This window comes from Spirosoma areae, assembly GCF_054781775.1.
Window position 1 is genome coordinate 65,023 of the sequence record NZ_BAAGTT010000037.1, and the last position, 24,259, is coordinate 89,281.

The following is a 24,259-nucleotide window of genomic DNA, read 5'->3' on the forward strand; positions in this document are numbered from 1 at the left end:
TACAAACGCGGGCAAAAGCTACTTGATAATGGAGTCAATCATTGCCTGCTATCAGTTTTGATTAATAAACTGTAAACCGAATCTGGCCTGCCATGCGCTACGCTCTCTTGGTCTTGTCAGGAATGCTGGCTGGTCTCTTGCTGCCTGCATCCTCAACCGCTCAACCGCTTACAATAGCACAGGCAGATAGCCTGCGATTGCTCTTACGAAACAACTATGCCGATACTAACCGAGTAGGAGCGTTGCTAGGGTTGAGCAGTCATTATCAGGGGCGGACCCTCAACTACGGCAATAACCTGGACACCGCCCTAGTGCTGGCTAATCAGGCGCAGGCCCTGAGTCACCAACTCCACTATAGCAACGGACACCAGGATGCAATCATCCAACAAGCCAGGATCTATATCAAACAGGAGCAATATAGCAAGGTGCAACAATTGATGCGAAGCGGGAATGCACTAACCCGCATCCGGCTGCTACTGGAACTGGGCAAGAACAAGCTCCGACCAACGTATTCCCGGGAGGCCAATCTGGATAGTGCCCTGTGGTATTTTAACCAGGCCGAACAAGTAAGCAATCGAATTGGCAGTCAGTCCTGGCAGCAGGAAAGCCAACTGCTAACCGGCGTTGCCTATGTGTTCAAAGGCGATTGTGAGCGGAGCAAGGTCTGGTTCATGCGGGTGATCGATGCGCGCCAACAGGCAGGTGACCGGGCGGGTGAGCTGCGGGCCTGGTTGCGGTGGGCAACGACTCAATATACACTATGGAAATGCTATGATAGCGTAGATATACAAAGCCGAGCCTTCGTATTGGCCCGTCAGCTTGACGACAAGCCCCGGGAGGCCTTTCTGTTGTTAATGGTTGGAACTAAACGTTCGATTGAAGGCAACCAGAGACAAGCCGAGCAGGAAGGGCTGAAGGCCTTGGCCATTCAAAAGTCCATTGGTTATCCGGCACTCAACCGGGCTTTCCACGCGCTGGTGGAGGAAAACAATTATCTGCAACACCTATTTCTTTTCAACCTTTTAAACGCTAATAGTGTGTTAGCCCATATTATAGAAACAACTCCTAATGTGACTAAAGAGGTATTCTACAAATTGGCCGTGGTCAGGGACCTGGAGCGCAGTGGCCTGCGTGAAGACCTGGACTGGCCCTATTTTTGGCTGGGAAACAGCTACTATGAACTAGGGCAGTATGGCAAGGGAGTAGCCTACTATCAACTGTCTTTAGCCGTGAGTCATCGGAAGGGAGAAGTGGCTGTATACGCAGGAATGATCAGACGAATGGCCGAGTCGCTAACGAGAGAGGGAAAGACACACGAGGCCCTACAGTTATTAAAAAACTTTACCCGACAACAACTTCCCATAGATTACGCAAGTAAAATGAATATTGCAGCCGCCTTTGGGCAATGCTATTCAGCCCTTAGACAGTACAAACTGGCCGAGCAGTATTACCTGGAATCCGTTGCCTGGAATGAAAAGACTGAAGGGACATTTATTGCCTGGTTGCAACTTAGTAAGTTTTACGTGGCTACGGCTCGATACGCCAAAGTGGCCCCGTATCTCAGGCGACTAGCAACTCATGCTGGAGTAATGCCAGCTCCTGAAAAATTGCAACTGATGCAGTTGCAGTTAAAAGTGGACTCTGCCCAGGCCAACTACCCCGCAGCCCTTCACCTCTACCAGGGCTACACGGCCCTGAAAGACTCCCTGTTCAATGAGACTATTCATAAACAAATGGCTGAACTCGATATCCAATACCAGATCAACCAGAAAGAGCAGGCTCTCCTACTCCGCCAGAAGGACATTATCCTGCTTCGTTCTGAAGGCAAAAACCAGCAAACTCAGCGCGATACCCTCATCGGTGGTACCTTGTTACTATTCTCATTATTGGGGCTGGGCTACAACCGCTACCGGCTTAAACAGCGCAGTAATTTGCTGCTGGAAGTGCAAAAACAAGAACTGCAAGCGCAACAGAAAGAGATTCACTCCAAGAATGACCACCTCTCCCAACTGCTGGGGGAGAAGAATTCACTTCTAATCCAAAAGAATGACTTACTCCTGAAGCAGGAGAGGCTCCTGGAAGAAAAGCAGAGGCTCTTACGCGAGATTCACCATCGCGTCAAAAACAACCTCCAGATCGTAATGAGTTTGCTTAACTCCCAAGCCAGCTACCTCTCTGACGAAAGCGCCTTATCGGCTATTCAAGAGAGCCAGCACCGGGTGCAGGCCATGGCCCTGATCCACCAAAAGCTCTACCAGGCCCAAGGCGTGGCTCGCATTCCCATGGAGGCCTATATCCGGGAGATGGTGGCCTACCTCCACGAGTCGTATGATTTGCCCCAGCCTGTCTATTTTCAGTTCGCCATTGACTCCATTGAGTTGGATGTAACGCAGGCGGTCCCGTTAGGCTTAATTATTAACGAGGCCATCACCAATGCCCTCAAGTACGCTTTTCCCGCTGGACGGGAGGGGAGCGTGCAGGTGAAGTTGGGTGCGTTGAGCGAAGGGGTATATGAGCTGGTGATTGCCGATGACGGCATCGGCTTACCGGCTGATTTCGATCCTACTCAGAGCCGGTCCTTGGGCATGACGCTGATGTATGGCTTTAGTGAACAGCTCGGGGGGCAATTGCAGATCAGCGGTCAACCAGGACTGAACATGCGTTTACGATTCCAAGATGAAGCGAACACTATCAGCCCTCTCGTATAATAACAGGTATCCATTCACTTTAAGACAGAGGAGTGGTGCCATAACTGGCAAAAGTGACGCCGTATTTAGTTTTCTTACTATACTCATATGGAATAATTATCATACAGAAACATCATTTTCATTGATCTCAAGTATATAGAATAAAATATACACATCGGTTACAAAAATGTCAAATCATACGTATTGCCTTATTTGTTGCCAATCTACAATCAGTGTAACATGAAATATTTATGATAAAATTTTCAGTGATAAGAGTGTAGTTTTTATGCATAAAAGTTAAGTTAAAATAGTGCCAAACAGTCATTAAAAATCGCTGGTTCGCTTACTGTTAATTACAGAAATGAATGTTTTTAAATTTATTTAATTAGCCCTTCCAACCCTTCACAAGCCGATAAGCTCTTAATAGTGCGTGCCCGGGACGTACAGTTCATTTTTATCTTTTCAGTTTATTTCTTTTATGAAACGCATCCTCATTTATGTGTTTGCCCTAACGGCATTCATCAACTCGTCATGTAAAAACGAGTCCATCAATCCGCCAATGCTAACAACAGGCATTTTACTCAACGATTCATTTTCGACCAGTACCAATGGCTGGGTAGGGGGCTACACCGATTATTCAGCAGCCCAGGATAGCTTAATTAAGTTCAAATTTGAGCATACTGGATTACCCAAACCTCTTAATGTAGCTCAGAAATCACTGCGGCTATACGGGGAAAATCGCAGCGATGACCTGTTCATGTACGTGAATCGAAAGCTTTCCAATTTAGTCCCAAACAAAGAATACAGTTTACTCTTCGAGGTGGAACTGGCTTCCCTTTATCCAGCCAATGGGGTTGGAGCGGGTGGTAGCCCAGCAACGAGTGTCGTGCTAAAAGCGGGGGCTTCGATCATTAAGCCTGAAAAGGTGAAAGAAGGCAGCTACTACAAATTGAATCTGGATAAAGGAAATCAGGTCGAAGGGGGTAAGGACTTGTTGGTTATTGGCAACATGGCGAATGGCAAGGATAAAGAGGAGTACACGTTAATTCAACGTTCCAATGCCGGTAAACCATTCAAAGTGAAAACAGATGCTAAGGGCGAAGTCTGGGTGATTATCGGCACAGACTCCGGTTTTGAGGGTAACCAATCCATTTATTACAATCGAATTAAAGTAACTGCACTTTAATTGACAGTGCTTCCAGAGTAAGTAGACAAAGTCGTTTGGAATTAATCCAGCGGCTTTGTTTTATTAAGTATAATCCCACATCAGTATGAATACATATTTAATTCATGAGTGAGGATTTATACTTCCCAGCAACGTTGATCACTTCTGTTAACAGTAAATCGTAGGAAACTCAGTGGCCCTGCCAAATAATTACAAATTGTTTTAATACATGGATCATTGGCTGAGTTGAATTAAGTAGGCAGTATATGCTTTTACCAATAGTTTTTTATTTATTCAAGAAATTGGGCTTAATAGATATCATTAAATATACCCAATTGGCCGTAAGTTGAGCGTTTTGAACATTTTTTACAGGTTTAGACGCCAGACTTGGTGTAGCAAAGAAAGTGCAATAGCCACTCTCACAGTTAATCGCTTTCGATAAGCTGTAATTCGCAACCAGATCTACTTCCGTACCCAGATTGCGGTTATATTGATTGTTGTCGGTGCTGATTATCTGGTTCGGGATAGAGAATTGGTGTGCATCTAAGGTTAGCGTTATTTTGTCTCCGAAATTGTAGCGAGTCTTCAGGTAAAAGTCGACGAGTCCATTCCGAAGGCCAAATCCATCGGAGACATAAAAAAAGTCCATATACCCCCAGAATTTATGAGGGGTACCATAGAGGGGGTCAAATCGTCTATTTTTAATTTCAGACCCGCCGCCCGACGTATAGTCTATACCTAACCCAAGATTGAATTTAGGAGCTAACTGGTAGGATGTATACATAGTTAGTAAATAAGCGGACAGATCAACCCCATCCTGATCTCTACCAAACTGGTAATATGCACTACCGGTTAAAGAGATTCGCTTAGCAGCGATCGCTGAAATATAACCACCTGCCGTAACACGGTTCCAAACTCCCCTTGTATAAACACGACTCTGGTTATTGATCGTTTCGTATTTATTAAAATCATCCTTTACGCCCAGAAGCGAAGCCCTGCCGTTCTTAAATTCACGACCTATATAGAGAAATTGCAGCGATTTGTACAGGGTGCTTATACCGTTGCTACCCGCCGGGTACCCTGTTGGAACGCCGTTGTAAATAGTCCCGATCTTACCCTCTTTATTTTGGTTAAATGCCCCACCCAAATGGATTGCCCAGTCTTTATTACGCCACTTAAGCACGGCTGCATCATGACGGCGACCCTGTTGCAGCCAGTCCAGATTGCCCAGCAACCGGCTGTCGTCGTAAAGAAGTTCCTGCCGTCCAATCTTCAAGGTTAGTTCGGTTGAGGTTGAGCCCGTATCCACTAGTGAAATTTCTCCCCAAGCTTCGTGAACCATAAGGCCATTATGAATCTCGGAGGTGATCTGATTGATGGTGGAGGCATCCTGGCCCCACACGCGTACGTCCTGTAACGCAGTAAAAAATTTGTACCGGTACCCAGTATAGCCAACGTTGAGCCGAGTACGCTGAGACGTAAAAATGGCAGGTTGCGTCAGTTTGGGGACTAAAGTGCCTTGTCCATGACGGTATTCGGTACGAGTACGTAGCTGACCATTCAGGGTAAATTGGGCCAGAAGGGATGTGTAGGTAAGCATTAACCACCCTGAATTACATAAAACTCTAAACCAAAAAGGAAATTTCATGAGTCTCCAGCGTTTAGATGAGCTTTAGATAGACAAAAGCTTTATTGCTTATTGACTTAAGTCGAGTAAAGGGAGTGAGAAGGCGTAACAACTGTACATGGCTACTTTCAGACACTTGCGGCTGATTTGACATAAAGGTTTCGTTTGACTCCGTCGTTACGTTAATTACCGTATCTAAACCCCACGGTAAATCATCTTTGTAAATAAATCAGGATCAATAACATAAGTACCCCATTTCGCATCGTACGACTTTGTGGGTTTACTAGCCACTACTTCTTTCAGTGATCGCCCCTGCTTTTTTGAGGACTCAATTTTGGCCGTTATATCTTCGAGCATATCTCGGTATTCGATCATCTGCTCTTTATTGCCCACCGGACCATGACCAGGGACAATAATTGTTTTAGCTGAAACGTGCTGTAAATTACCGTTGGCTGCTCGTATCATTCCTTTTATGTTGCCGCCCGAGTTATGGTCAATAAAGGGATAATGTCCATTCCACCAGGTGTCGGCTACATGCAATACGTCCGCATTCTCAAAGTGAACGGAAGTGTCACAATCGGTGTGGGCGGGACCATAATGGTGCAACTTAATGGTGTCACCGTTCATGTGTAAGGTATGCTCATTTTCAAATAGGATGGTGGGTAGTGCACCTTTAGGCGCTGGTGTGAAGGTATGATTCCAATCCTCCACCCGAATGGTTTTCATCAGGTTTGCCCTGGTTTTTGCGTGCGCAACTATCGTAGCACCGGTCTGGTGTATCCATTCATTTCCACTGGCGTGATCAAAATGCCAATGCGTGTTTATTAAGTGTTTTACGGGTTGGTCACTAATGCCCGCCAGTGCTTTTTTGATCTTGTCTTTCGATACACTAATGCCGGCGTCAATCATCAATTTCCCTTCAGGCCCCGAGAAAACAATGATATTGCCGCCTGATCCTAGGAGTACACTGATGTTCTCCTGTAACTTTTGCACGGTAATGGGGGTTTTGGCTGCCGCAGTGATAATGACGGTTACGGGGCTAACGGCTTTTACTATCTCCCAGTCTTCATAAAGAAAACTGGCTGTGAACATTCCGGTAGTGGCCATGAAGTTTCTGCGTGAGATTTTGCTGTCCTGATTTTTCATTGCTAGCCTTTTTAAAAGTGATAAAAAATGAGTGAATATTACGATCACTAGATGCCCAAGAAGAGTACGAATTGGCGCTTTGGGTCAACGAAGTATCAAACCCGTAGAGCATAGGCATTGACCTTACTCGGACATTTGACATTATACGTCTGCTCAGGCCTTCGAAAAAACAGTGCCTAATTAGCTGGCTGATGACTGTTTAGACCATAAAAGGCATCTGGACGCTAGAAATGAATTTTTTGATCTCCTTATCTTTAGATAGATGATTTTGGGAAGCGACCCTATACTCCACCCAAATGGGGAACTCCACTGGCAACGCTACATTTCTCCAAGGAGGTAGAGGTACCGAGCAACGGCGGGAAACCTATTGGACCAGTATCTTGTCAGTCTAGTCCGCGCCAGTAAGCAAGGGGTTTGTGACTTCTACAATCGTTGCAGGAATCAACTAAAATTATCCAACAGCTAGTATTTTCACTGTTTGTATGAGCTTTTCTGAGGGGTAGCAGTTGATACAAAAGCGCAGATTTTATAGTCACTAACCAACCACTTTAGCTGGATTATGAGGTAATTTTTTCTCAACATCAGTATTAAACCAACGCTGGCTTAGATGATAGATAAACGAACTATTAGACTAAACTCCAATACCCTACCCAATGCGTTTCTCGTAAAAAAGCTATTCTTCATACTCCTATTCGATAAAGGTAATCTGACATCTATCTTGGTTAAATGTTTCCGTCAGTTCCTCTAGCTCCAATTTTCCGGATAACTACTTTGCCAAGTATCCAAGGTAATGGACAAAACTCCAAAATGAGTCAAAAATAGAATTGGATATTGGTTGAGAACTCCACTAATCAATAAATGAGGCAATCATATATAAGCCTTATTATGAGATAGTTAGAAAAGAAAATAGCTGTGATTGTTCTTGGCATATGGCTTGGCACCCGTTTTGGTTTACGTTGAAAGGGGGAGTTGAACAATCAGGATTAGACCTGTTAGACTACATAAGAGAGCTAGCCTCGTGTGGGATTTAGGATGAAGCAAAGGACACCATTCCTTCTTCTTCGAATCGTTGGTTTTCAATACTTCCCTACAAACAAATTTTTCAATAGTTACAAAACGACTACAACTATGAAGCAATGCCATTTCTTTACCACCGGGTCAGAAGATCACCCATTTAAATCAAATAAATATAGTCGACCGCTTTTGTTTACATTGCTTGTGTCACTGTGTTCGTTGATCACTCAAGTCGATGTGGTTGCCCAGGGGAAAGAGTATACCACGGACCCCCATTTAACGAAAGAGGTACGTGCGTTTTTGAAAGTAGTAAATGCTGGCCCCCTCCCCGAGACGTTTCCACCCAGAGAAGCCAGGAAGTTACTGGAGAATGCACAAGCCTCCGTAAAAGTAGACCTGTCAGGCATTGACGTCTCCGAGAAAACGATCACGGCTGATGGATACACTATAAAACTTAACATCGTTCGCCCTAAAGGGGTGAAGGGTGAGTTGCCTGTGTTCATGTTTGTTCACGGAGGAGGTTGGGTATTAGGCGATTTCCCGACGCATGAGCGGATGGTACGTGACCTGGTGGTGCTATCGGGAGTTGCGGCCGTGTTTGTCAATTACACCCGCACCCCGGATGCTAAGTTCCCCCAGGCTATCAACGAGATTTATGCCGCCACAAAGTGGGTGGCTGAGCACGGCAAGGAGATCAATGTAGACGGAGGCAATATGGCTGTGGTGGGCAATAGTGTAGGTGGTAATATGACGGCTGTTACCGCTATTCAAGCAAAAGAGAAACATGGGCCCACCATTAAGTTGCAGATTATGATGTGGCCAATATTAGATGCGGACTTTAATACAGAGTCCTACAAAGAGTTTGGAAAAGACCGGTATCTGGCTACATCGACCATGAAGTGGATGTATGATATGTACATTCCTGACCCTAAGGATCGTAAGCAAATCCATGCCTCACCCCTCCAGGCAACTATAAAACAACTGGAAGGACTTCCCCCCGCTTTAATTGTGGTAGACGAAAATGACGTTCTTCGGGATGAAGGGGAGGCCTACGGACGAAAGCTCAACGAGGCTGGCGTAAAAGCGACAACAGTCCGCTATAATGGTATGATTCATGACTTTGGATTGTTAAACGGGCTAGCGGAAATTCCAGAAACGCGTTCCCTGTTTATCCAGGCCGCAGCCGAGTTAAGAAAGTATTTGTTGCCGGGCGGAGTCACTATAAAATAGATGTCCAGGGTTTGTTCATTTAATTAAAAAACGGCAGTAGAACCCAATATGGTTTTACTGCCGTTTTAACTTTACTTAGCGAGTACTACACAACTAAAAATCATAATGATACCGTCTCAACCAATCAAAGCGCTCTTTTTAGATATTGGTGGTGTCCTCTTAACGAACGGCTGGGATCGAAACGCTCGGTACCGGGCAGCCCAACTCTTTAGTCTGGACTACGAACAACTCAATGAGCGACACCATCTAACATTCGACACCTATGAATCTGGCAAACTAAGCCTGGAAGAGTATCTTAAGCGAATTGTTTTTTATGAAAATCGGTCTTTTTCGGAAGGAGAGTTTACCCGCTTTATTATGGAGCAGTCTCAGCCATTTCCAGAGATGATTCAATTGGTGAAAAATTTGAAACAGGAACATGGGTTAAAACTGCTGGCCATCAATAACGAAGGACGTGAGATCAATGCGTATCGTATTCGCCAATTCGGCCTCGACACGTTTTTCGATGCGTTTGTATCATCGTGTTACGTACACCTGCGCAAACCTGACACGGATATTTTCCAATTGGCTTTGGACATAGGGCAGATAGACCCTAGCGAAGTTGTGTATATCGACGACCGGTTGATGTTTGTTCAGGTCGCCCAAAGGTTGGGGATGCACTGCATCGAGCATACCAGTTATGAGTCCACACGTGAAAAGCTGATTTCCTTGGGATTAACCCAAAGTAATCAGCCATAACAAGTAAAACGTGTGATTTATACGTCAACTTACAAGCCCTGGACCCACCAGGATAATACCCGGTTTAGTTAACGGACTTACCGGTCAGTTGGGAGTCGATTACCGGTTATTAAACTATATATACTCCCTGCCTGGCGGCACGATTACGACTTGCCCAGTAAACCAGGGCCTGTTGGGCAGCGTCTATGTTTCCGTCCTGATTGTTCCATATACTCAGCGCGGGTTGCTGAATGGCTCTACTGAACGAAAAAGTCAACGCCCACGGTAATCGCTCCTTAAATAGACTGTTCATCGCATAGAGACGGCTGGTTGCCAGCTCGGGTGATTGGCCGCCCGACAGAAATGCGATGCCTGCCACCGCAGCGGGCACCGTTCTCAATAAACAGGTCACGGTTGCATCGGCTACCTGATTTTTAGTGGGCTGTTCGGGATGATCTTTCCCCGCCAATACCATGTTAGGTTTCAGCAACATGCACTCAAACTTGACATGCTGCGTATATAATTGATCAAAAAGCATTCTTAGCACCCCCTCGGTCACGGCAAAAGAGCGCTCCAGTGTATGAGTGCCCTCCATAAGGACTTCGGGTTCCACAATGGGCACCAGTCCAACCTCCTGACACAATGCTGCATAGCGGGCCAGCGCATGAACGTTAGCTTCCTTACACGCTCTCGTTGGCAGGCCCTCGCCAATGGAAAACACCGCCCGCCACTTGGCAAAACGGGCGCCCAACTGTGCATAGTCTGCCAGTCGTTCGCGGAGCCCGTCAAGTCCTTCGGTAATTCTTTCTGCTGGAAAGCCCGCCAAATTCTTTGTACTCAGATCGACTTTTATACCTGGAATGATGCCTGCCCGGCCCAGAACTTCAACAAATGACGTGCCGGCCAGTGTACGCTGCCGAATCGTTTCGTCGTACAAAATGGCTCCGCTAATACTCTCACCCAATCGGGGTGTTGTGACTAGCAACTCCCGGTAGGCCCGCCGGGTTTCTTCGGTCTGGGGAATACCCAGTTCCGCGAATCGACGGTTAGCGGTCGATGTGCTTTCGTCCATCGCCAGTAAGCCCTTGTTGTCCGCGACGAGGGCCCTGGCTGTTTCGATTAATAGGGGTATATTCATCCGATCAGGCTTTCCATGTCCAGTTACGAATCTCAGGCATGTCTTCTCCATATTGGTCGATGTATTGCTTGTGCTCGATAAGCTTATCCGTCAACAACTGTTTCAAGTACGCTCCTTTGTTGCCCAGTTGGGGAAGGCGGTCCAGTAGATCTATAACCAGGTGAAAGCGATCCAGCTTATTCAGTACCGTCATATCGAAGGGTGTAGTAATAGTGCCCTCTTCCTGATAGCCATGAACGTGTAGGTTAGGATTGTTGATGCGGTTGTAGGTTAGCCGATGAATCAGCCAGGGGTAACCGTGAAACGCAAAAATAACGGGCTTGTCCTGGGTGAAAAGAGCATCATAATCTGCGTCGCTCAGGCCATGGGTATGTTGGGTAGGGTGCTCCAGTTTCAACAGATCAACAACGTTGATGACCCGAAATTTCAGGTCGGGCAAATGCGCTCGCAGAATCGATACGGCCGCTAATGTTTCGAGCGTCGGTACATCGCCACAGCAAGCCATAACGGCATCCGGTTCGACGCCATCGTCGTTACTGGCCCAAGTCCAGATGCTGATACCTTCGGTACAATGCTTTATGGCAGCCTCCATGTTCAACCACTGGGGGGCCGGGTGTTTGCCCGCCACCATCACATTAACGTAATGCCGGGAGCGCAGGCAATGGTCCATTACCGACAACAAACAGTTCGCATCGGGTGGTAAATACACGCGTACGATACTGGCTTTCTTGTTGATCACGTGATCCATAAAGCCGGGGTCCTGATGCGTAAACCCATTGTGATCCTGCCGCCACACGGTGGACGTCAGCAGGTAATTTAGTGACGCAATTGGTCGGCGCCACGGGATTTCGAGCGTCATTTTCAGCCACTTGGCATGTTGATTAAACATCGAATCGACAATATGGACGAATGCTTCATAGCTATTAAACAATCCATGCCGACCTGTCAGCAGGTATCCCTCGAGCCAGCCCTCACACTGATGTTCGCTGAGTATTTCCATGACACTGCCATTGAGGGCCAGAAACTGGTCATTTAGAGTAGTTTCGGCATTCCATTGTCGATTCGTGGTTTCAAAAACGGCTTCCAGACGATTCGAAAGGGTTTCATCGGGGCCAAAGACCCTGAAATTTCGCGACTCCTGATTTAACTTGATAACATCTCGTAAGAATTGCCCCGCTACATAGGTAACACTGGCCTCGCTGGCCCCCGGCGACGGTACATTGACGGCGTACCCGCTGAAGTCAGGCATGTGCAAATCCTTCAGCAATAGCCCCCCATTGGTCTGAGGGTTCGCCCCCATCCGCCGGTCACCGGTCGGAGCCAACTCTGCCAGTTCTGGTCTCAGTCGCCCTCGCTCATCGAACAACTCGTCAGGTTTGTAGCTTTTCAGCCAGCTTTCCAGTTGCGCCAGATGCTCAGGGGGCGTACTGGCCGACACCAATAAAGGAACCTGATGTGCCCGGAAGGTGCCTTCGTTGGGTAGTCCATCAATAACCTTTGGCCCTGTCCAACCCTTGGGTGATTTTAATACAATCATCGGCCACCGAGGCCGGGTCGACTGATGTTGACTTCGGGCATTCCGCTGAATCTCACCGATTTGCGTGATCGCCTGGTCCATTGTGGTGGCCATGGCCTGATGCATCCGTTCGGACTCGTCACCTTCCACATAATAGGGTATCCAACCATAGCCCCTAAGCAACTGGTCTAATTCCTCAGGGCTAATGCGCGCGAATACGGTCGGATTGGAAATTTTATAGCCATTCAGGTGTAGGATGGGCAATACCGCCCCATCGGAAATTGGATTGAGAAACTTATTGGCGTGCCAGGCCGTCGCCAGAGGCCCGGTTTCGGCTTCGCCATCGCCGATGACACAAGCCGCGATCAAGCCCGGATTATCGAAGACCGCCCCAAATGCATGACTGAGTGAATAGCCTAACTCGCCCCCTTCGTGAATCGAACCGGGGGTCTGTGGGGAGGCATGGCTCGAAATACCCCCCGGAAACGAGAACTGTTTGAACAACTTCTTCAATCCGGCTTCATCGGAGCTAACAGCCGGGTAAACTTCGCTGTACGTCCCCTCCAGGTAGGTATTGGCGACCACCGCCGGGCCACCATGACCGGGTCCGGCAATGTACATCATGTTGAGGTCATACTTCCTGATGACCCGGTTCAGGTGCACATAAATGAAATTCTGTCCCGGCGTAGTACCCCAGTGCCCCAGTTGCATATGCTTGACGTGAGCCAGTTCAAGGGGTTTTCGCAACAGTGGGTTGTCTTGCAGATAAATCTGGCCAACGGATAAATAGTTGGCGGCCCGCCAATAGGCATTCATCCGCTGACATTGCTCCGAAGATAAGGGCATATCCCCCTGGCTTTCCATGTTTGATTGTCGATTAATATTGGGTTCCATAGTTGAGTTAGCTGGGTTGAAAAACTGGTGTTAGGCAGTGCGTAAAGAAGAGCTGCGTGGTATTGTCGTTATGAATTATCGCATCAACTGGCATAACTCCGTTAATCCGTTAAGAGCTGGCTCACCAGTTGGGCGATCATCACTTCTTCGTTAGTTGGAATAACACGGACAGCGACTCGGCTTTCATCGGTCGAAATCACTGGTGAATTGGCTGCGTTGCGCTGTTGGTTCAGTTCAATACCTAAGAAGTTCAGTCCGTCGCAAATGCGGGTTCGGATTTCGGCGGCATTTTCACCAATTCCCCCCGAAAACACCAGCGTATCCAGTCCACCGAGGACGGCTGTAAACGCTCCGACCCATTTGCGGGTTTGATAGCAAAATAGTTCGACGGCCTCTGCCGCCCGAACATCAACGGATTGCTGTTTTAGCAAATCGCTCATGTCCGAACTCGTTTCCGATATACCGAGCAAACCGGATTCATGATTGATCAGGTGGTTGAATTGTTGGGGCGTCAATGGCTCCGATTGCATCAGATACCAGGCTACCCCCGGATCAAGGTCACCGGGGCGGGTGCCCATCGGCAAGCCGCTGGTGGGCGTAAACCCCATACTCGTATCGACACTTTTACCATCCCGAACGGCCGACAAACTTGCCCCACTACCCAGATGCGCCAGTATGATACGACCTTGCAGGGAGTGCTTCCTTCCAGCAATCCGGCCGAGTTCCTGAAGCAAATACGCATACGACAAACCGTGAAACCCGTAGCGGCGTATTCCTTTCGCATCGAATCGTCGGGGAATAGGCAGAAGTTGAGCAACGCGGGGCATCGTGCGGTGAAACGCGGTATCGAAACAGGCAACCTGAAGCAGGTGCGGATGGCGCTTTTGAAACGTTTCAATCAGCTTCATTTCGCTGGGCAGATGATCGGGATCATAAGCACTAATTCGGCGTAGTTCGTTTAACAACTCCTGCGTAATGTATGCCGGCCCCTGATGCTCCATACCCTGTACGATCCGATGCCCGACCGCCCTTATCCGGTCAAAAATGGGTTGTTTTTCCAGCCAATCGATTAGGAAGTCCACGATTGATGAACAGTTGATGGCATTGACCGGAATACGGGACGAATGATGGGTAACAGGATCGGTAAATGTTAGCGTTGTTCCTGGCAAACCAATGCGGTCAATGCACCCGTAAAGGCCCCGGTTTGAAAAGTCACCTCCATTAAATACTTCAAACTTAATGCTCGACGAACCGCCGTTAACGGTTAAGATCTGCTTAGTTGGTGTGATCATGAGTTACGGGGTTCTACGACTAACTGTAACCCGAGCGCTTCCAGTTTAGCCCTGGTGGACGGATAATCTACATGACAAATACCTGTAATAACCAGACTATTAGCCACACTGATGAACGTAGGCTGATCGTCAATATAGACTACCTGACTAACGGGAGCCTGCGCAATGTCGAGGGCGATTCGAAAGATATCGGCGTCGGGTTTGCGGAAGTGAACGAAGGATGAAGAGATCCACGAATTCGTTTAGTCTAAACGTTTGAACTCGGTGGACGTTGAGTTGGCGGCCTTCATTAATCACCATCGCTATTTTTAACCGGTACGTCTCCTTTAACTGGCGGACCAGCGCGACCATGTCGGGGTAAGGTCTTGACTGTGCGAACTTGAACTCCCGAAAAGTATCCATCGTGAACGAGCGGGGTTCGTAAAACATGACCCGACTGAGGTATTTGTTCATTGTGAACTTGCCTATTTCGTACGTATCAAAGGTTAGTTGATGCCGTTCTTCTAATTCCATCAGGTCCAGACCAAATGTCTCGGCGGCCAGCTTACAAAATTGCTGACTCCATACGTTCGTCAGCAATACACCACCAATGTCCAGGAATAAGGTTGTGATGAGTTGGCTTCTTTCTGCTGGGTTTTGCATGCTCATTTTAGGTTAAAAAGCGTACAGATGTCAGCCCCTGAAGTACGCCAAAAGAGAAATGGTTAAAGCAGGATTGCCAAAGAGCGGAGCCATAGAAGAGCCAATTGTTTATGCGAACTGATGATTAATACCACGACCAGATAGAGGAGCACTTCGTAATCTTATTTCTAAACGTTGGCATGAATGTCGATATATTGGCTGGGTTGCAGTAACAATGCCTTCTTGAAAATTGACTTTACGAACTTAGCCCCATTCTCCCTTCCCCCAGCAAATTGTACCACTTGCTGAGTCAACTTTACTCAGAATGGACCGGTTACTACGGCTCAAATGAGAACGGATAATCGAAGTCAAACGGGATTGGGTCAATTTCCCATGAAACTGTTGCCCGCCCACAAAGAGAGTAGGCGTATTGGTTACCCCAAGCCGATGGCCTTCCTGCTGATCCGTTTCTATGCATAGCCGTAGTTGTTCATCGTCTAAATCTTTGATGAATTGATTGTAGTTCATACCTAAATAGATGGCCAGGATGGAAAGAGTGGTACGATTAATAGCGGGCTGGGTGAATAAAGCCTGGAACATAGGCAAAAAATACCCTTGCCGACGAGCCGCTTCGGCGGCTAACGCAGCCAGAGTCGAGGATTCATTTCGAGGATTGGGGAAATAGCAAAAGGTATACGTTAGCTGACCAGTAAACGCATTGAAAACGGTATCAAGAAGCTCCCTGGTGGCACGGCAACGGGAACAGGCGAAGTCAACAAACTCAATCAACTCTACGGCGTTTCCCAATGCGTGGGTTTCCGTGGGAAATTTGTTTGATAGTGAATGCATAGAAGTTAGTAAAAAGTGGCGCTTAATGAAGGGAAAGAAATAATAAACGGCAGGGGTTAATTAAGTGAGTGAAAAGCGTAAAGTGCTGACAGATCTATAAGCTTCTGCGAGCGATGCAGATGAATACTTACCTCGCCCATGTAATACCGAATCCCTACTATTTTTCCCTGATGAATCCGGTAGAAATGGGTAAATGGGGCTGTGTACCAGAGGCCATTTACTTCGTGCCGAAACTGGTATTCACCAACAACGATTCCGCCAACTGGGGAGCCAATAATTTCGTTAACGATTTCATGCCAATCCGGGTAGACACTGTTAATTTCCCGCATGTACTGGTCATAGAAGTCCTGGCCTTCGTAGACACCTTCACAAGGGTGTCCACTAGCCAGTTTCCACAGACAGCGAGGGTGGATAAACGAAGCATCGGATTTCAGAATCCAGTCATTAAGCAGACGAACATGAAGATCGCCAACCAATGTAGCAAGAGAAGGGCCAAATAGGCTGCGGAGAAAGTCGGCCAGTAACTTCATGATGAATGAATGGTTTTAAGGTGTTACCAGTAGCAAGCAACAGAAGGGCCAGGGCAGTCAAGTATCTCGACTTAAGCCAAAAAACCTGCCTGATGAATAAGAGTGTGGCTGAGATAGCTACAATTATGAAAATGTTAATACTCTAAATATCAGTATGTTATTTATGTATATGTAGAGAAATCGTCAGTATTCTGCCAGTAAAAATTCAATACTGATTCTATTGAGATATTTCTTTGATTTAAGAATAGTATACCGTTTTAGTTCTATTTGCGTATGGGAACTCTACTTGAATGGAGATGAATTGATGGAGTCTCCAATTATTATAGAGTTTTTCCGAAATTGACTTATCCAGCCATTATCAACTGAAATAGTTTTAATGCCATTTTTGGCGGCTGAACGTGGCTTTAACCAGATGTTGTCAATCTGTACGATTTCTGGCACTTTTTTTCTTACCCCTTATTTAACCCGCTTCATCTATTAGAGTGCGGGTGTATTGAGATTTTAGAATTTTTTACTCTCTCATAAAATACCTTTTTATAACTAATCAATTCATAGTTAACCTGTTGAATCGTATGAAAACTGATGCAGACGTACAGAGCGATGTTTTAGAAGAATTGCTCTGGGAGCCTTCCCTCAATGCAGCCAATATTGGCGTTGCTGTTACAGATGGTGTAGTAACCCTGAGCGGTCAGGTAGACAATTACCTCGAAAAGTATAATGCTGAGCAGGCTACCAGGCGGGTGGCGGGAGTGAAAGCTGTAGTACAGGACATCGTCGTCGAGTTACCCGGCCGGAATGCTCACACTGATCAGGATATTGCGGAAGCCGCCGTGAACGCGCTTAAATGGAATTCTTCTGTACCATTGGATGCCATCCGTATAAAAGTAGAAAATGGAGTTATAACCCTACAGGGCCAGGTTGATTGGAATTTTAGAAAGAAAGCCGCTGAAGATTCAGTACGTTATCTGGCGGGGACTAAGGGCGTAATAAATTTAATCACGTTAAAACCCACGTTGTCATTCGGTGCTGCCGAGATTAAAAACAGAATCAAAAAGGCACTCGAACGAAATGCGAATGTGGAAGCAAATGCCATCGAGGTCGATGCAGCCGGTAACGAGGCCTTTCTTACTGGAACCGTGCGCTCGTGGAGTGAGTACGACGCAGCCGAGTCTGCGGCTTGGGCAGCTCCCGGTGTCTGGCATGTAAATAACAACCTGAATGTTCTTGTTTAAGGACTTAGTAAAAAGTGTGTGAGTAGGGAGGTTGAGTAAATCGGAAAAAGCAGCCTGAATTTGGGCTGCTTTTTTTATAGAGGACCTTTCAAATTGGAAATGAACGGTGATCCATTCCAATGATCATTACCCGGCAAAAGAGGTTCAATGTTAAGGTCTGCCTGAATTACCCGTTCCAGTTCGACTATAGTTTCGCGAACGACATTAACGTATTCGTCTTTATTTCGGATCACCGATAATCGTTTTAATGTTCGCTCATCGTGAATAAAAAATGTTTGGGCGGCCTGTGATGCTTCGGCAGGGCTGTGTCCAAGCAACGTCAACGCATCGACGCCAAGGCGCAGACTGGTATCGAGCGTCTCGCGATAAATGTGCAGCATACCAGCATTCATTAATTCATAAGCATCATTGCGATTGGTCGACCGCACCAGAATGTGTAGATCAGGAAAGTTTTTCTTAATCATCTCAACTAACTCCAGTCGCTTTTTCTCATTGCTGATTGCGATAACGATCAGTTTAGCGTTGGCCGCTCCTGCTATTTCCAGTAAATCTTGTCGGCAGGCATCTCCATAGTACACGTCAAGCCCTAATCGGCGGAGCCAGTTTACATTGTCACTGTTTATATCCAGTACCGTCGTCCCTATATGATTAGCCTGCAGAAAGCGCCCAACTGTATTTCCAAAATGGCCGTATCCGGCAATAATTACCGGGTTGTCACGGGGCACTATGTCACTCGCGTTGTCATCCGCATTTTTTTTGATCTTTGGTGCAGGTAGGAGAAACTTCTCGGTCAGCAGCATGAGTAAGGGCGTAAGAATCATACTGAACGCCACAACAACCGTTAAAATAGCGGTTAACTCACGGCTTAGGATACCTTCCCTGTTTGAAAAGCTAAACAATATAAACGCAAATTCACCTACCTGACATAACCCGACACTGAAAATAAGACGTTGGTCAATAGATAGGTGAAACATTTTCCCCAATCCATATAACACCGTCATTTTGCAGCCCATTATGCCAAGCACCAGGCCCAATATCAACAGTGGGTTAGCCAATATCAGATTAAAATTGATGGATGCCCCCACAGCCATAAAAAACAATCCCAGCAATAAGGCTTTAAACGGATCAATATCACTCTCCAGCTCATTCCGGTATTCACTGTTGGCCAGCACAACACCCGCCAAAAACGCGCCTAATTCGGGGCTTAAGCCGACTGATGTCATCAGGACGGTAATACCTACAACGATTAATAGTGACGTGGCTGTAAATAATTCCCGCATGCCCGTGCGGGCAACGATACGTAGAATAGGGGAAGTCAGATAGCGTCCAGCAATAATAATGGCCGCTACGGCGCCTAACGAAACCAAAAGTTGTAACCACCCTGGCAGAGGATCAATGAGGCTGGCATTTTCCTGACCGCCATTTCCCTGATTAGTTACCGCTGAGCCAGCCAGAAGAGGAAACAAGGCCAGCATGGGAATCACGGCGATATCCTGAAACAGCAATACAGCAAACGAACTTTGCCCAGCCGCTGTGGGTAACAAGTCTTTTTCATTAAGTGCCTGGAGAACAATGGCTGTTGATGATAAGGATAGAATTAGGCCCAGTACCAAAGCCTGCTTGCCCTCAACACCAAAAAGTATGGCCAGGCCAGCCAGTACCCCGGATGTAACGGCGATTTGCAGACCACCCATACCCAATATAGCACTCCGCAAACGCCATAGGCGGGAAGGCTCCAGTTCGAGGCCTATTACAAACAATAACATGACAACGCCAAACTCAGCAAAACGCATGATAGCAGCTCCTTCATGATCAACGATGTGTAAACAGGCCGGCCCGATGAAAGCACCCGCTAACAAATAGCCTAATGCAGCGCCTAACCCTGCCTTTTTAGCAATAGGCACCATGGAGACTGCTGCGGCCAGAAACACCATCGCCTGAAAGAAAAAGGATTCCTGCATGGTACGTAAGCAGAAAGAGTGAATAAAAAATTAGGTCCGTAGTCGTCGTTTTAATTCTTTGCGGGCAATAAAAATCCGATTTTTCACGGTGCCCAATGGTACAGATAGCTGACGTGCAATCTCGTAATACTTAAAGCCATCCATGTGCAGTTGGAGAGGTTCGCGATATTCTGTCACCAACTGAGCAATAGCTGATTTAATGTCGTCCATTACGGCCTTACTAATGGCTCCATTGGGTAAGGCACCACCGGTCAAGTCGCCTAACTCATGAAATGGTTTTTGAACCAGTACCCGGCGTTTTCGCTTTACCCGGTCACACTGGGTCATGAAGGTGTTGTGCATAATGGTAAATAGCCAAGCCTTCAGGTTCGTGTCAGGCTTGAATGTATACCAGTATCGATAGGCTTTTAACAGGGTATCCTGCACCAGATCTTTCGCGTCTTCAGAATTTTTGGTTATCTGTAGAGCGTACTGGTGCAGTTTGCCCCTAATCTGGGTAATCTGGTGCGTAAAATCGGCGTGTACATCGTTCATTGTCATGGTTATTTTGTTATTGCGATAGGCGCTATTGCGAATGGAATCAGGAAAGTAGCCAGCAGCAACGCTATAAAATCTTTCCACAGACAGCGGGCTGCAGTTGGAATATTGTAGTCCTTTACCTTACAATCGGCTGGTGAGTGGAATAGCGTACCCTACCGTAAAGGAGATGACCCGATTGTGAGACTCTGATGTACTGATGTTCGACAAACCCAATCCGTATCGGCCTTCGACCTGTAGCGAGCCATAACCCAATTTCTGATTAAGACCCAAACCAAATTGCAGACCCCAGTCCGAACGTTTTACTTCATTTTTTCCGTCGCCAAACGTTAATTTGACATCTTTTCCATCCGCTCCCCGGTTCTTACCACCGATGGCATACCCGTAAGAGGGGCCAGCACCCAGATAAATCCGGGTCTGCTTACTCCCTACGCTTAGGCGACCCATCACCGGAATCTCAATGTAATTGACCGTCATTCGATTATTCGTAGCGCGTTGATACCCTTTCTGAGTAAACAGCACCTCGGGTTGCAGCGAAAAAACGCTGAACGGCGAACCAATCAAGACCCCGATGCCACCAACAAACACCCCCCTTGTTCGTGTGTCTTTGTTGTCGGTCTGATCGAAGGCAATACGGGCCAGGTTTATCCCGGCTTTGGGAACCAGTGAGATCTGCCCCCATGTGCTGCTCACTAATCCGGTGAGCAGCAGAACTGTGCATACAAATTTGTTCATGATTAGTTGTTGTTTATTGTTTGAAATAAAGATGGAAGGACGAACGGACCCCGTCCGCAACCACCACCGTCTGGGAAAGATTAGCTACGTTTTTAACACCGTCAAGAGTCGGATAACCGACCACTCAAGCTGTTGGATTTTGGAGTAATACCGCGATAATGTAGGCCAGTACCGACACGACCATGCCGATTAGAAAGGTGAGGTACGCGTAGGACAAATGCCGAAATTTTCGGCTAAGTAATCGTCGAGTCTGATACAGCTCACCTGACATCTGATTGAAGAGGGCTTCTTTGTCATTTGCTCTAAGGTGTTTAACCTGGTTGCAATAGGTTTCCCAGGAGATGCGCTCAAAGGCTGGATCGGTCTTGTCAAAGCTGCCAAAAAACAGGATTGGCTCATCGGTTTGAGCAATTGACCGATTGGTTAGGTGGGTAGGCCGGCTCGCCAGGATGGCAAATGCGATGGTTGCTGAACAAACGATCAGGAGTAGAACGGTTGGACCCAAAAGCATTGAGTTATCGGTCAGATGGCGGAGTAATACGGCTAAAACGATAGAGATGATGATTGAACTGACATGAATCAACAACCCCGCTTTTCGATCAGCTACACCCACCAGATTAACGAAGTTCCGTGACGTTAGCTTGAACGCATCCTCAATATCCCGAAACGACAATCGGTTATCTTCTTTATGATCAGGGCTGGCGGAAGGGATCAGCTTTCGAAGCTTATGATCCAATGCCAACCTGTTTTCGGCCCGTTTTCGGCTATATTCCCGCTGGGCAAACTCGGTATAGAAGGGATGCCTGGTAAAATCATCCAAACATTGGCGTATCCACTGTTCATCTGATAACGTTCGACCTGATAACCTTTCCTGCTCAGCCCGGATCAATTCGGCCTGCTGGACGTAATTTCGTTGCGCCAGATAAAGCCAATAACCGTCGTTAAGCAGTTCAGCCAAGGGCATTTGGGGCGGCTGGGCATCTTCTACTGACTGAATACAGCTTATCACCTGTTCAGTTTTGGCGGCTGGGTAACCGTACTCTTCCAAAAAGGCTTGTGCAATAGCAACACTGTCCGATTTAGTCTCCTGATCAATATTGACGTACTTAATGTCTACAAACCAGGCCGCCAAAAGGAGTACTTCACAAGCCTCGTCGGGTAAAGCCATTATACGAGCCAGTTCCTTACAGGACTTGACAACCTCAAACGCCCGCGTGTAGGTATGGAAATAGCGGTCAGTCGATACGTACTTGTTATAGAGGACAAAAACATATTTTCGGGCCTTCTTAACGATATTTCTATGCCTGTGTCGTCCATGGAGAGGACGCTTTGCTGGGCTGGTCAATCGCGCGGTCGATTCCATATGGTAAGCCTGATTTGTCGTGATGAATACCCATTGTGACGGGGCATCAACTCTATACCAATTGACATACCAATACGAAGCAGCTAACCAGTGTTGCTAAAAAATGCTGTTTATCAGTTAGTTACGCTGAGTCATCAATTTGTCTGTCTGAAACAATTTCCCAAATCCTCCAAAATCATGCGAAAAATTGGACAAAACCCTTCACCAAAATTGGAGAACTATTAAATAGCAGCTATCTGAAACAGTGGTAACCCGATAAAAATACGCGTCCATTCCCCAATGCGATGCATTTTAGAGAGTTCGTATCAACCGTTGGTTTCTGGCATATTACATGGTATGGAAGGTGAACTACCCAATATTCCCGTTTGCCATGAAACACAACTTCTTACTTACTGCCTTATTTTTTCTGAATTGGTTGTGGTATTATCCGCTCACTTGCGCACAGAGTAGCCCCGCCCTTCGATCTGATTCGATTCAATTACAGAATCACCGCTATATCGAGCTATATCGAAGTAATACGGATATGTCCTACCTGTCGCCGAAAGGTGAACTCGGAGCACCCAGCAAGTATGTGCTCAACAGTGAACTGATTGCTAATTTCTTTGTGCTGGCTACGCGTACCTCAAGGCTGGCACTGGCCTTCACCCCCCGTTTCACCGTCCGGATTCGGGATGGTACTTCCTCGCCGGTAGGTACACCCAGTTATCGGGTTGGTCTACGGGCTTTTTACCGACTAACCCATCAGACGGTCCGCTATCACTACCTTGAAGGCCAGGTGTATCACCATTCCAATGGACAGGATGGCGATGCCTTGCGCTTAAATGGAACGTACAACACCGAAACCGGCGATTTTGCGACGAACTATGTACAAGGCCTTTACCAGGGGTACGTATCATCGCCACCATTACGGAACCAACTATAATTTGGGTATCCGCTGGCACGCGCCGTTCTTCCACCACTCTGAAGGCTTGAAAGATCACTATGGATTCACACGTCTGTTAGGGCAGGCTCTTTACCGGCGCTTCCATCGAAGTTCGTCGACGCTAACCACGCTCCATAAATCGTCGGTCACATCGGAATGGTTGCGAATCAGTGGGAAGGCCTCCTATGCCATCAATAAACTGGATGGGTCCAGTTTTACGGATGTTCGAAAACGGCTTAACGCTGAACTTAGCCTTTATTACATTCCGCCATTCGGTCGCGATACGGGCGTGTTTGCTACAGTGGGGTACTACGGAGAAGACCCGTATAATATTTACTTCAATCAGCAATATGGATTCGTTCGGTTGGGCATCACCGTCGGCTACACCCGTTATGACGAAGATGTACGCAAGTAATCATGTTAACCCTCCGATAAACAGTAACCTCAGATTATCATGCAGAACTACTCAAACTTTGCCTTTACAGACCCGGTAAAAAAACTTCAGGAGCGTTTCGGTAGCCGAAGTGCGTATGCCCGTCAGGAAAAGTACGCCTACCTTGATGGCCTTACTGAGCAGGAAACCAGGTTCATTGCTGAACGCGACAGCTTTTATATGGCGAGTATCGGTGAAAATGGGTTCCCCTATATTCAGCATCGGGGCGGCCCAAAAGGATTTGCAAAGGTGATTGACAAAGTCCACATTGGTTTTGTTGATTTCACAGGGAATCGCCAGTACATCTCGGTGGGTAATATCCTGACTCGTCCACAGGTGTCCTTAATTATGGTTGATTACCCCCGACGAGCCCGGTTAAAAATTTATGCCGAAGCCAGTATAATTGAGTTGACTGACCAGCCCGACCTGTTCAATTTACTCGATCCTGCCGACTATCCTCACCGTCCCGAACGAATGATGGTTCTGACCGTAAAATCCTATGACTGGAACTGCCCACAGCACATCACCCCCCGATATACCGCTGAAGAGATAGCGGGAGCAATGGCTGAACGGGATGAATACGTTCAAAGCCTGGAAGCGGAGGTGGCCCGGTTGCGCCAGAGGGTGAACGTTTTATCCTAAATTGGAAC

General features: G+C 47.0%; 20 protein-coding genes. 8 read left to right on the forward strand and 12 right to left on the reverse strand.

Annotation, left to right across the window (positions count from 1 at the left end; all coding sequences use genetic code 11):
- Positions 1 to 92 precede the first annotated feature (92 nt).
- Entirely contained in the window at positions 93 to 2,708 is a 2,616-nt protein-coding gene (locus ACYVI1_RS22750) for a histidine kinase dimerization/phosphoacceptor domain -containing protein (RefSeq protein WP_460913133.1), read from the forward strand.
- Positions 2,709 to 3,165: 457 nt separating this feature from the next.
- Positions 3,166 to 3,873 (forward strand): hypothetical protein, encoded by a 708-nt coding sequence (locus tag ACYVI1_RS22755; protein WP_460913134.1) that lies wholly within the window; start codon positions 3,166 to 3,168, stop codon positions 3,871 to 3,873.
- Between the two features lie 265 nt (positions 3,874 to 4,138).
- On the opposite strand, the gene ACYVI1_RS22760 is transcribed toward ACYVI1_RS22755, so the two are convergent.
- Positions 4,139 to 5,500 carry an alginate export family protein gene (locus tag ACYVI1_RS22760; protein ID WP_460913135.1) on the reverse strand — a complete coding sequence of 454 codons (1,362 nt, stop codon included), beginning with the start codon at positions 5,498 to 5,500 and terminating at the stop codon, positions 4,139 to 4,141.
- Between the two features lie 174 nt (positions 5,501 to 5,674).
- Positions 5,675 to 6,625, reverse strand: a complete 951-nt coding sequence (locus ACYVI1_RS22765) for an MBL fold metallo-hydrolase (RefSeq protein ID WP_460913136.1) — start codon at positions 6,623 to 6,625, stop codon at positions 5,675 to 5,677.
- A gap of 1,128 nt (positions 6,626 to 7,753) precedes the next feature.
- On the opposite strand from ACYVI1_RS22765, the gene ACYVI1_RS22770 reads away from it, so the two are divergent.
- A complete protein-coding gene (locus ACYVI1_RS22770) occupies positions 7,754 to 8,869 on the forward strand; it encodes an alpha/beta hydrolase (protein WP_460913138.1) in 1,116 nt (371 codons plus the stop codon).
- A 105-nt stretch (positions 8,870 to 8,974) separates the two neighbouring features.
- Positions 8,975 to 9,607, forward strand: a complete 633-nt coding sequence (locus ACYVI1_RS22775) for an HAD family hydrolase (RefSeq protein WP_460913139.1) — start codon at positions 8,975 to 8,977, stop codon at positions 9,605 to 9,607.
- Positions 9,608 to 9,716: 109 nt separating this feature from the next.
- On the opposite strand, the gene ACYVI1_RS22780 is transcribed toward ACYVI1_RS22775, so the two are convergent.
- From ACYVI1_RS22780 to ACYVI1_RS22805, 6 genes are all read right to left on the reverse strand, one after another.
- On the reverse strand, positions 9,717 to 10,724 hold the full coding sequence (locus ACYVI1_RS22780) for a class I fructose-bisphosphate aldolase (RefSeq protein WP_460913140.1): 1,008 nt from the start codon (positions 10,722 to 10,724) through the stop codon (positions 9,717 to 9,719).
- A gap of 4 nt (positions 10,725 to 10,728) precedes the next feature.
- The gene (locus ACYVI1_RS22785) at positions 10,729 to 13,134 is read right to left on the reverse strand and encodes a phosphoketolase family protein (protein ID WP_460913142.1); all 2,406 of its coding nucleotides are present in this window, start codon (positions 13,132 to 13,134) and stop codon (positions 10,729 to 10,731) included.
- A gap of 101 nt (positions 13,135 to 13,235) precedes the next feature.
- A complete protein-coding gene (locus ACYVI1_RS22790; RefSeq protein WP_460913143.1) occupies positions 13,236 to 14,426 on the reverse strand; it encodes an acetate/propionate family kinase in 1,191 nt (396 codons plus the stop codon).
- A gap of 147 nt (positions 14,427 to 14,573) precedes the next feature.
- Positions 14,574 to 15,068, reverse strand: a complete 495-nt coding sequence (locus ACYVI1_RS22795; protein WP_460913144.1) for an HAD family hydrolase — start codon at positions 15,066 to 15,068, stop codon at positions 14,574 to 14,576.
- Positions 15,069 to 15,311: 243 nt separating this feature from the next.
- Positions 15,312 to 15,896: a DsbA family protein gene (locus ACYVI1_RS22800; protein WP_460913145.1), complete on the reverse strand. Its 585-nt coding sequence runs from the start codon at positions 15,894 to 15,896 to the stop codon at positions 15,312 to 15,314.
- 56 nt (positions 15,897 to 15,952) lie between these two features.
- A complete protein-coding gene (locus ACYVI1_RS22805; protein ID WP_460913146.1) occupies positions 15,953 to 16,426 on the reverse strand; it encodes a nuclear transport factor 2 family protein in 474 nt (157 codons plus the stop codon).
- Between the two features lie 572 nt (positions 16,427 to 16,998).
- Between ACYVI1_RS22805 and ACYVI1_RS22810 the strand changes: the two genes are divergently transcribed.
- Positions 16,999 to 17,658, forward strand: coding sequence for a BON domain-containing protein (locus ACYVI1_RS22810; protein ID WP_460913147.1), 660 nt, complete (start codon positions 16,999 to 17,001; stop codon positions 17,656 to 17,658).
- A gap of 74 nt (positions 17,659 to 17,732) precedes the next feature.
- On the opposite strand, the gene ACYVI1_RS22815 is transcribed toward ACYVI1_RS22810, so the two are convergent.
- The 4 genes from ACYVI1_RS22815 to ACYVI1_RS22830 all read right to left on the reverse strand — a co-directional run bounded on the left by ACYVI1_RS22815 (position 17,733) and on the right by ACYVI1_RS22830 (position 22,254).
- Entirely contained in the window at positions 17,733 to 19,619 is a 1,887-nt protein-coding gene (locus tag ACYVI1_RS22815) for a monovalent cation:proton antiporter-2 (CPA2) family protein (RefSeq protein ID WP_460913148.1), read from the reverse strand.
- A 30-nt stretch (positions 19,620 to 19,649) separates the two neighbouring features.
- Complete coding sequence (locus ACYVI1_RS22820) at positions 19,650 to 20,240, reverse strand: RNA polymerase sigma factor (protein ID WP_460913149.1); 591 nt, start codon at positions 20,238 to 20,240, stop codon at positions 19,650 to 19,652.
- Positions 20,241 to 20,279: 39 nt separating this feature from the next.
- Positions 20,280 to 20,891, reverse strand: a complete 612-nt coding sequence (locus ACYVI1_RS22825) for a porin family protein (RefSeq protein WP_460913151.1) — start codon at positions 20,889 to 20,891, stop codon at positions 20,280 to 20,282.
- A gap of 124 nt (positions 20,892 to 21,015) precedes the next feature.
- The gene (locus ACYVI1_RS22830; RefSeq protein ID WP_460913152.1) at positions 21,016 to 22,254 is read right to left on the reverse strand and encodes a Pycsar system effector family protein; all 1,239 of its coding nucleotides are present in this window, start codon (positions 22,252 to 22,254) and stop codon (positions 21,016 to 21,018) included.
- 370 nt (positions 22,255 to 22,624) lie between these two features.
- On the opposite strand from ACYVI1_RS22830, the gene ACYVI1_RS22835 reads away from it, so the two are divergent.
- Genes ACYVI1_RS22835 through ACYVI1_RS22845 form a run of 3 tightly spaced genes read left to right on the forward strand, consistent with a single transcriptional unit; the run spans position 22,625 to position 24,251 of the window.
- Entirely contained in the window at positions 22,625 to 23,176 is a 552-nt protein-coding gene (locus tag ACYVI1_RS22835) for a hypothetical protein (RefSeq protein ID WP_460913153.1), read from the forward strand.
- A gap of 46 nt (positions 23,177 to 23,222) precedes the next feature.
- Entirely contained in the window at positions 23,223 to 23,591 is a 369-nt protein-coding gene (locus ACYVI1_RS22840; protein WP_460913154.1) for a hypothetical protein, read from the forward strand.
- Between the two features lie 39 nt (positions 23,592 to 23,630).
- A complete protein-coding gene (locus ACYVI1_RS22845; protein ID WP_460913155.1) occupies positions 23,631 to 24,251 on the forward strand; it encodes a pyridoxamine 5'-phosphate oxidase family protein in 621 nt (206 codons plus the stop codon).
- The last annotated feature ends 8 nt before the right edge of the window (positions 24,252 to 24,259 follow it).

Coding starts and splice junctions, on each gene's coding strand:
- ACYVI1_RS22750 (WP_460913133.1), top strand. CDS start 93: ATGCGCTACGCTCTCTTGGTCTTGTCAGGAATGCTGGCTGGTCTCTTG.
- ACYVI1_RS22755 (WP_460913134.1), top strand. CDS start 3,166: ATGAAACGCATCCTCATTTATGTGTTTGCCCTAACGGCATTCATCAAC.
- ACYVI1_RS22760 (WP_460913135.1), bottom strand. CDS start 5,500: ATGAAATTTCCTTTTTGGTTTAGAGTTTTATGTAATTCAGGGTGGTTA.
- ACYVI1_RS22765 (WP_460913136.1), bottom strand. CDS start 6,625: ATGAAAAATCAGGACAGCAAAATCTCACGCAGAAACTTCATGGCCACT.
- ACYVI1_RS22770 (WP_460913138.1), top strand. CDS start 7,754: ATGAAGCAATGCCATTTCTTTACCACCGGGTCAGAAGATCACCCATTT.
- ACYVI1_RS22775 (WP_460913139.1), top strand. CDS start 8,975: ATGATACCGTCTCAACCAATCAAAGCGCTCTTTTTAGATATTGGTGGT.
- ACYVI1_RS22780 (WP_460913140.1), bottom strand. CDS start 10,724: ATGAATATACCCCTATTAATCGAAACAGCCAGGGCCCTCGTCGCGGAC.
- ACYVI1_RS22785 (WP_460913142.1), bottom strand. CDS start 13,134: ATGGAACCCAATATTAATCGACAATCAAACATGGAAAGCCAGGGGGAT.
- ACYVI1_RS22790 (WP_460913143.1), bottom strand. CDS start 14,426: ATGATCACACCAACTAAGCAGATCTTAACCGTTAACGGCGGTTCGTCG.
- ACYVI1_RS22795 (WP_460913144.1), bottom strand. CDS start 15,068: ATGCAAAACCCAGCAGAAAGAAGCCAACTCATCACAACCTTATTCCTG.
- ACYVI1_RS22800 (WP_460913145.1), bottom strand. CDS start 15,896: ATGCATTCACTATCAAACAAATTTCCCACGGAAACCCACGCATTGGGA.
- ACYVI1_RS22805 (WP_460913146.1), bottom strand. CDS start 16,426: ATGAAGTTACTGGCCGACTTTCTCCGCAGCCTATTTGGCCCTTCTCTT.
- ACYVI1_RS22810 (WP_460913147.1), top strand. CDS start 16,999: ATGAAAACTGATGCAGACGTACAGAGCGATGTTTTAGAAGAATTGCTC.
- ACYVI1_RS22815 (WP_460913148.1), bottom strand. CDS start 19,619: ATGCAGGAATCCTTTTTCTTTCAGGCGATGGTGTTTCTGGCCGCAGCA.
- ACYVI1_RS22825 (WP_460913151.1), bottom strand. CDS start 20,891: ATGAACAAATTTGTATGCACAGTTCTGCTGCTCACCGGATTAGTGAGC.
- ACYVI1_RS22830 (WP_460913152.1), bottom strand. CDS start 22,254: ATGGAATCGACCGCGCGATTGACCAGCCCAGCAAAGCGTCCTCTCCAT.
- ACYVI1_RS22835 (WP_460913153.1), top strand. CDS start 22,625: ATGAAACACAACTTCTTACTTACTGCCTTATTTTTTCTGAATTGGTTG.
- ACYVI1_RS22845 (WP_460913155.1), top strand. CDS start 23,631: ATGCAGAACTACTCAAACTTTGCCTTTACAGACCCGGTAAAAAAACTT.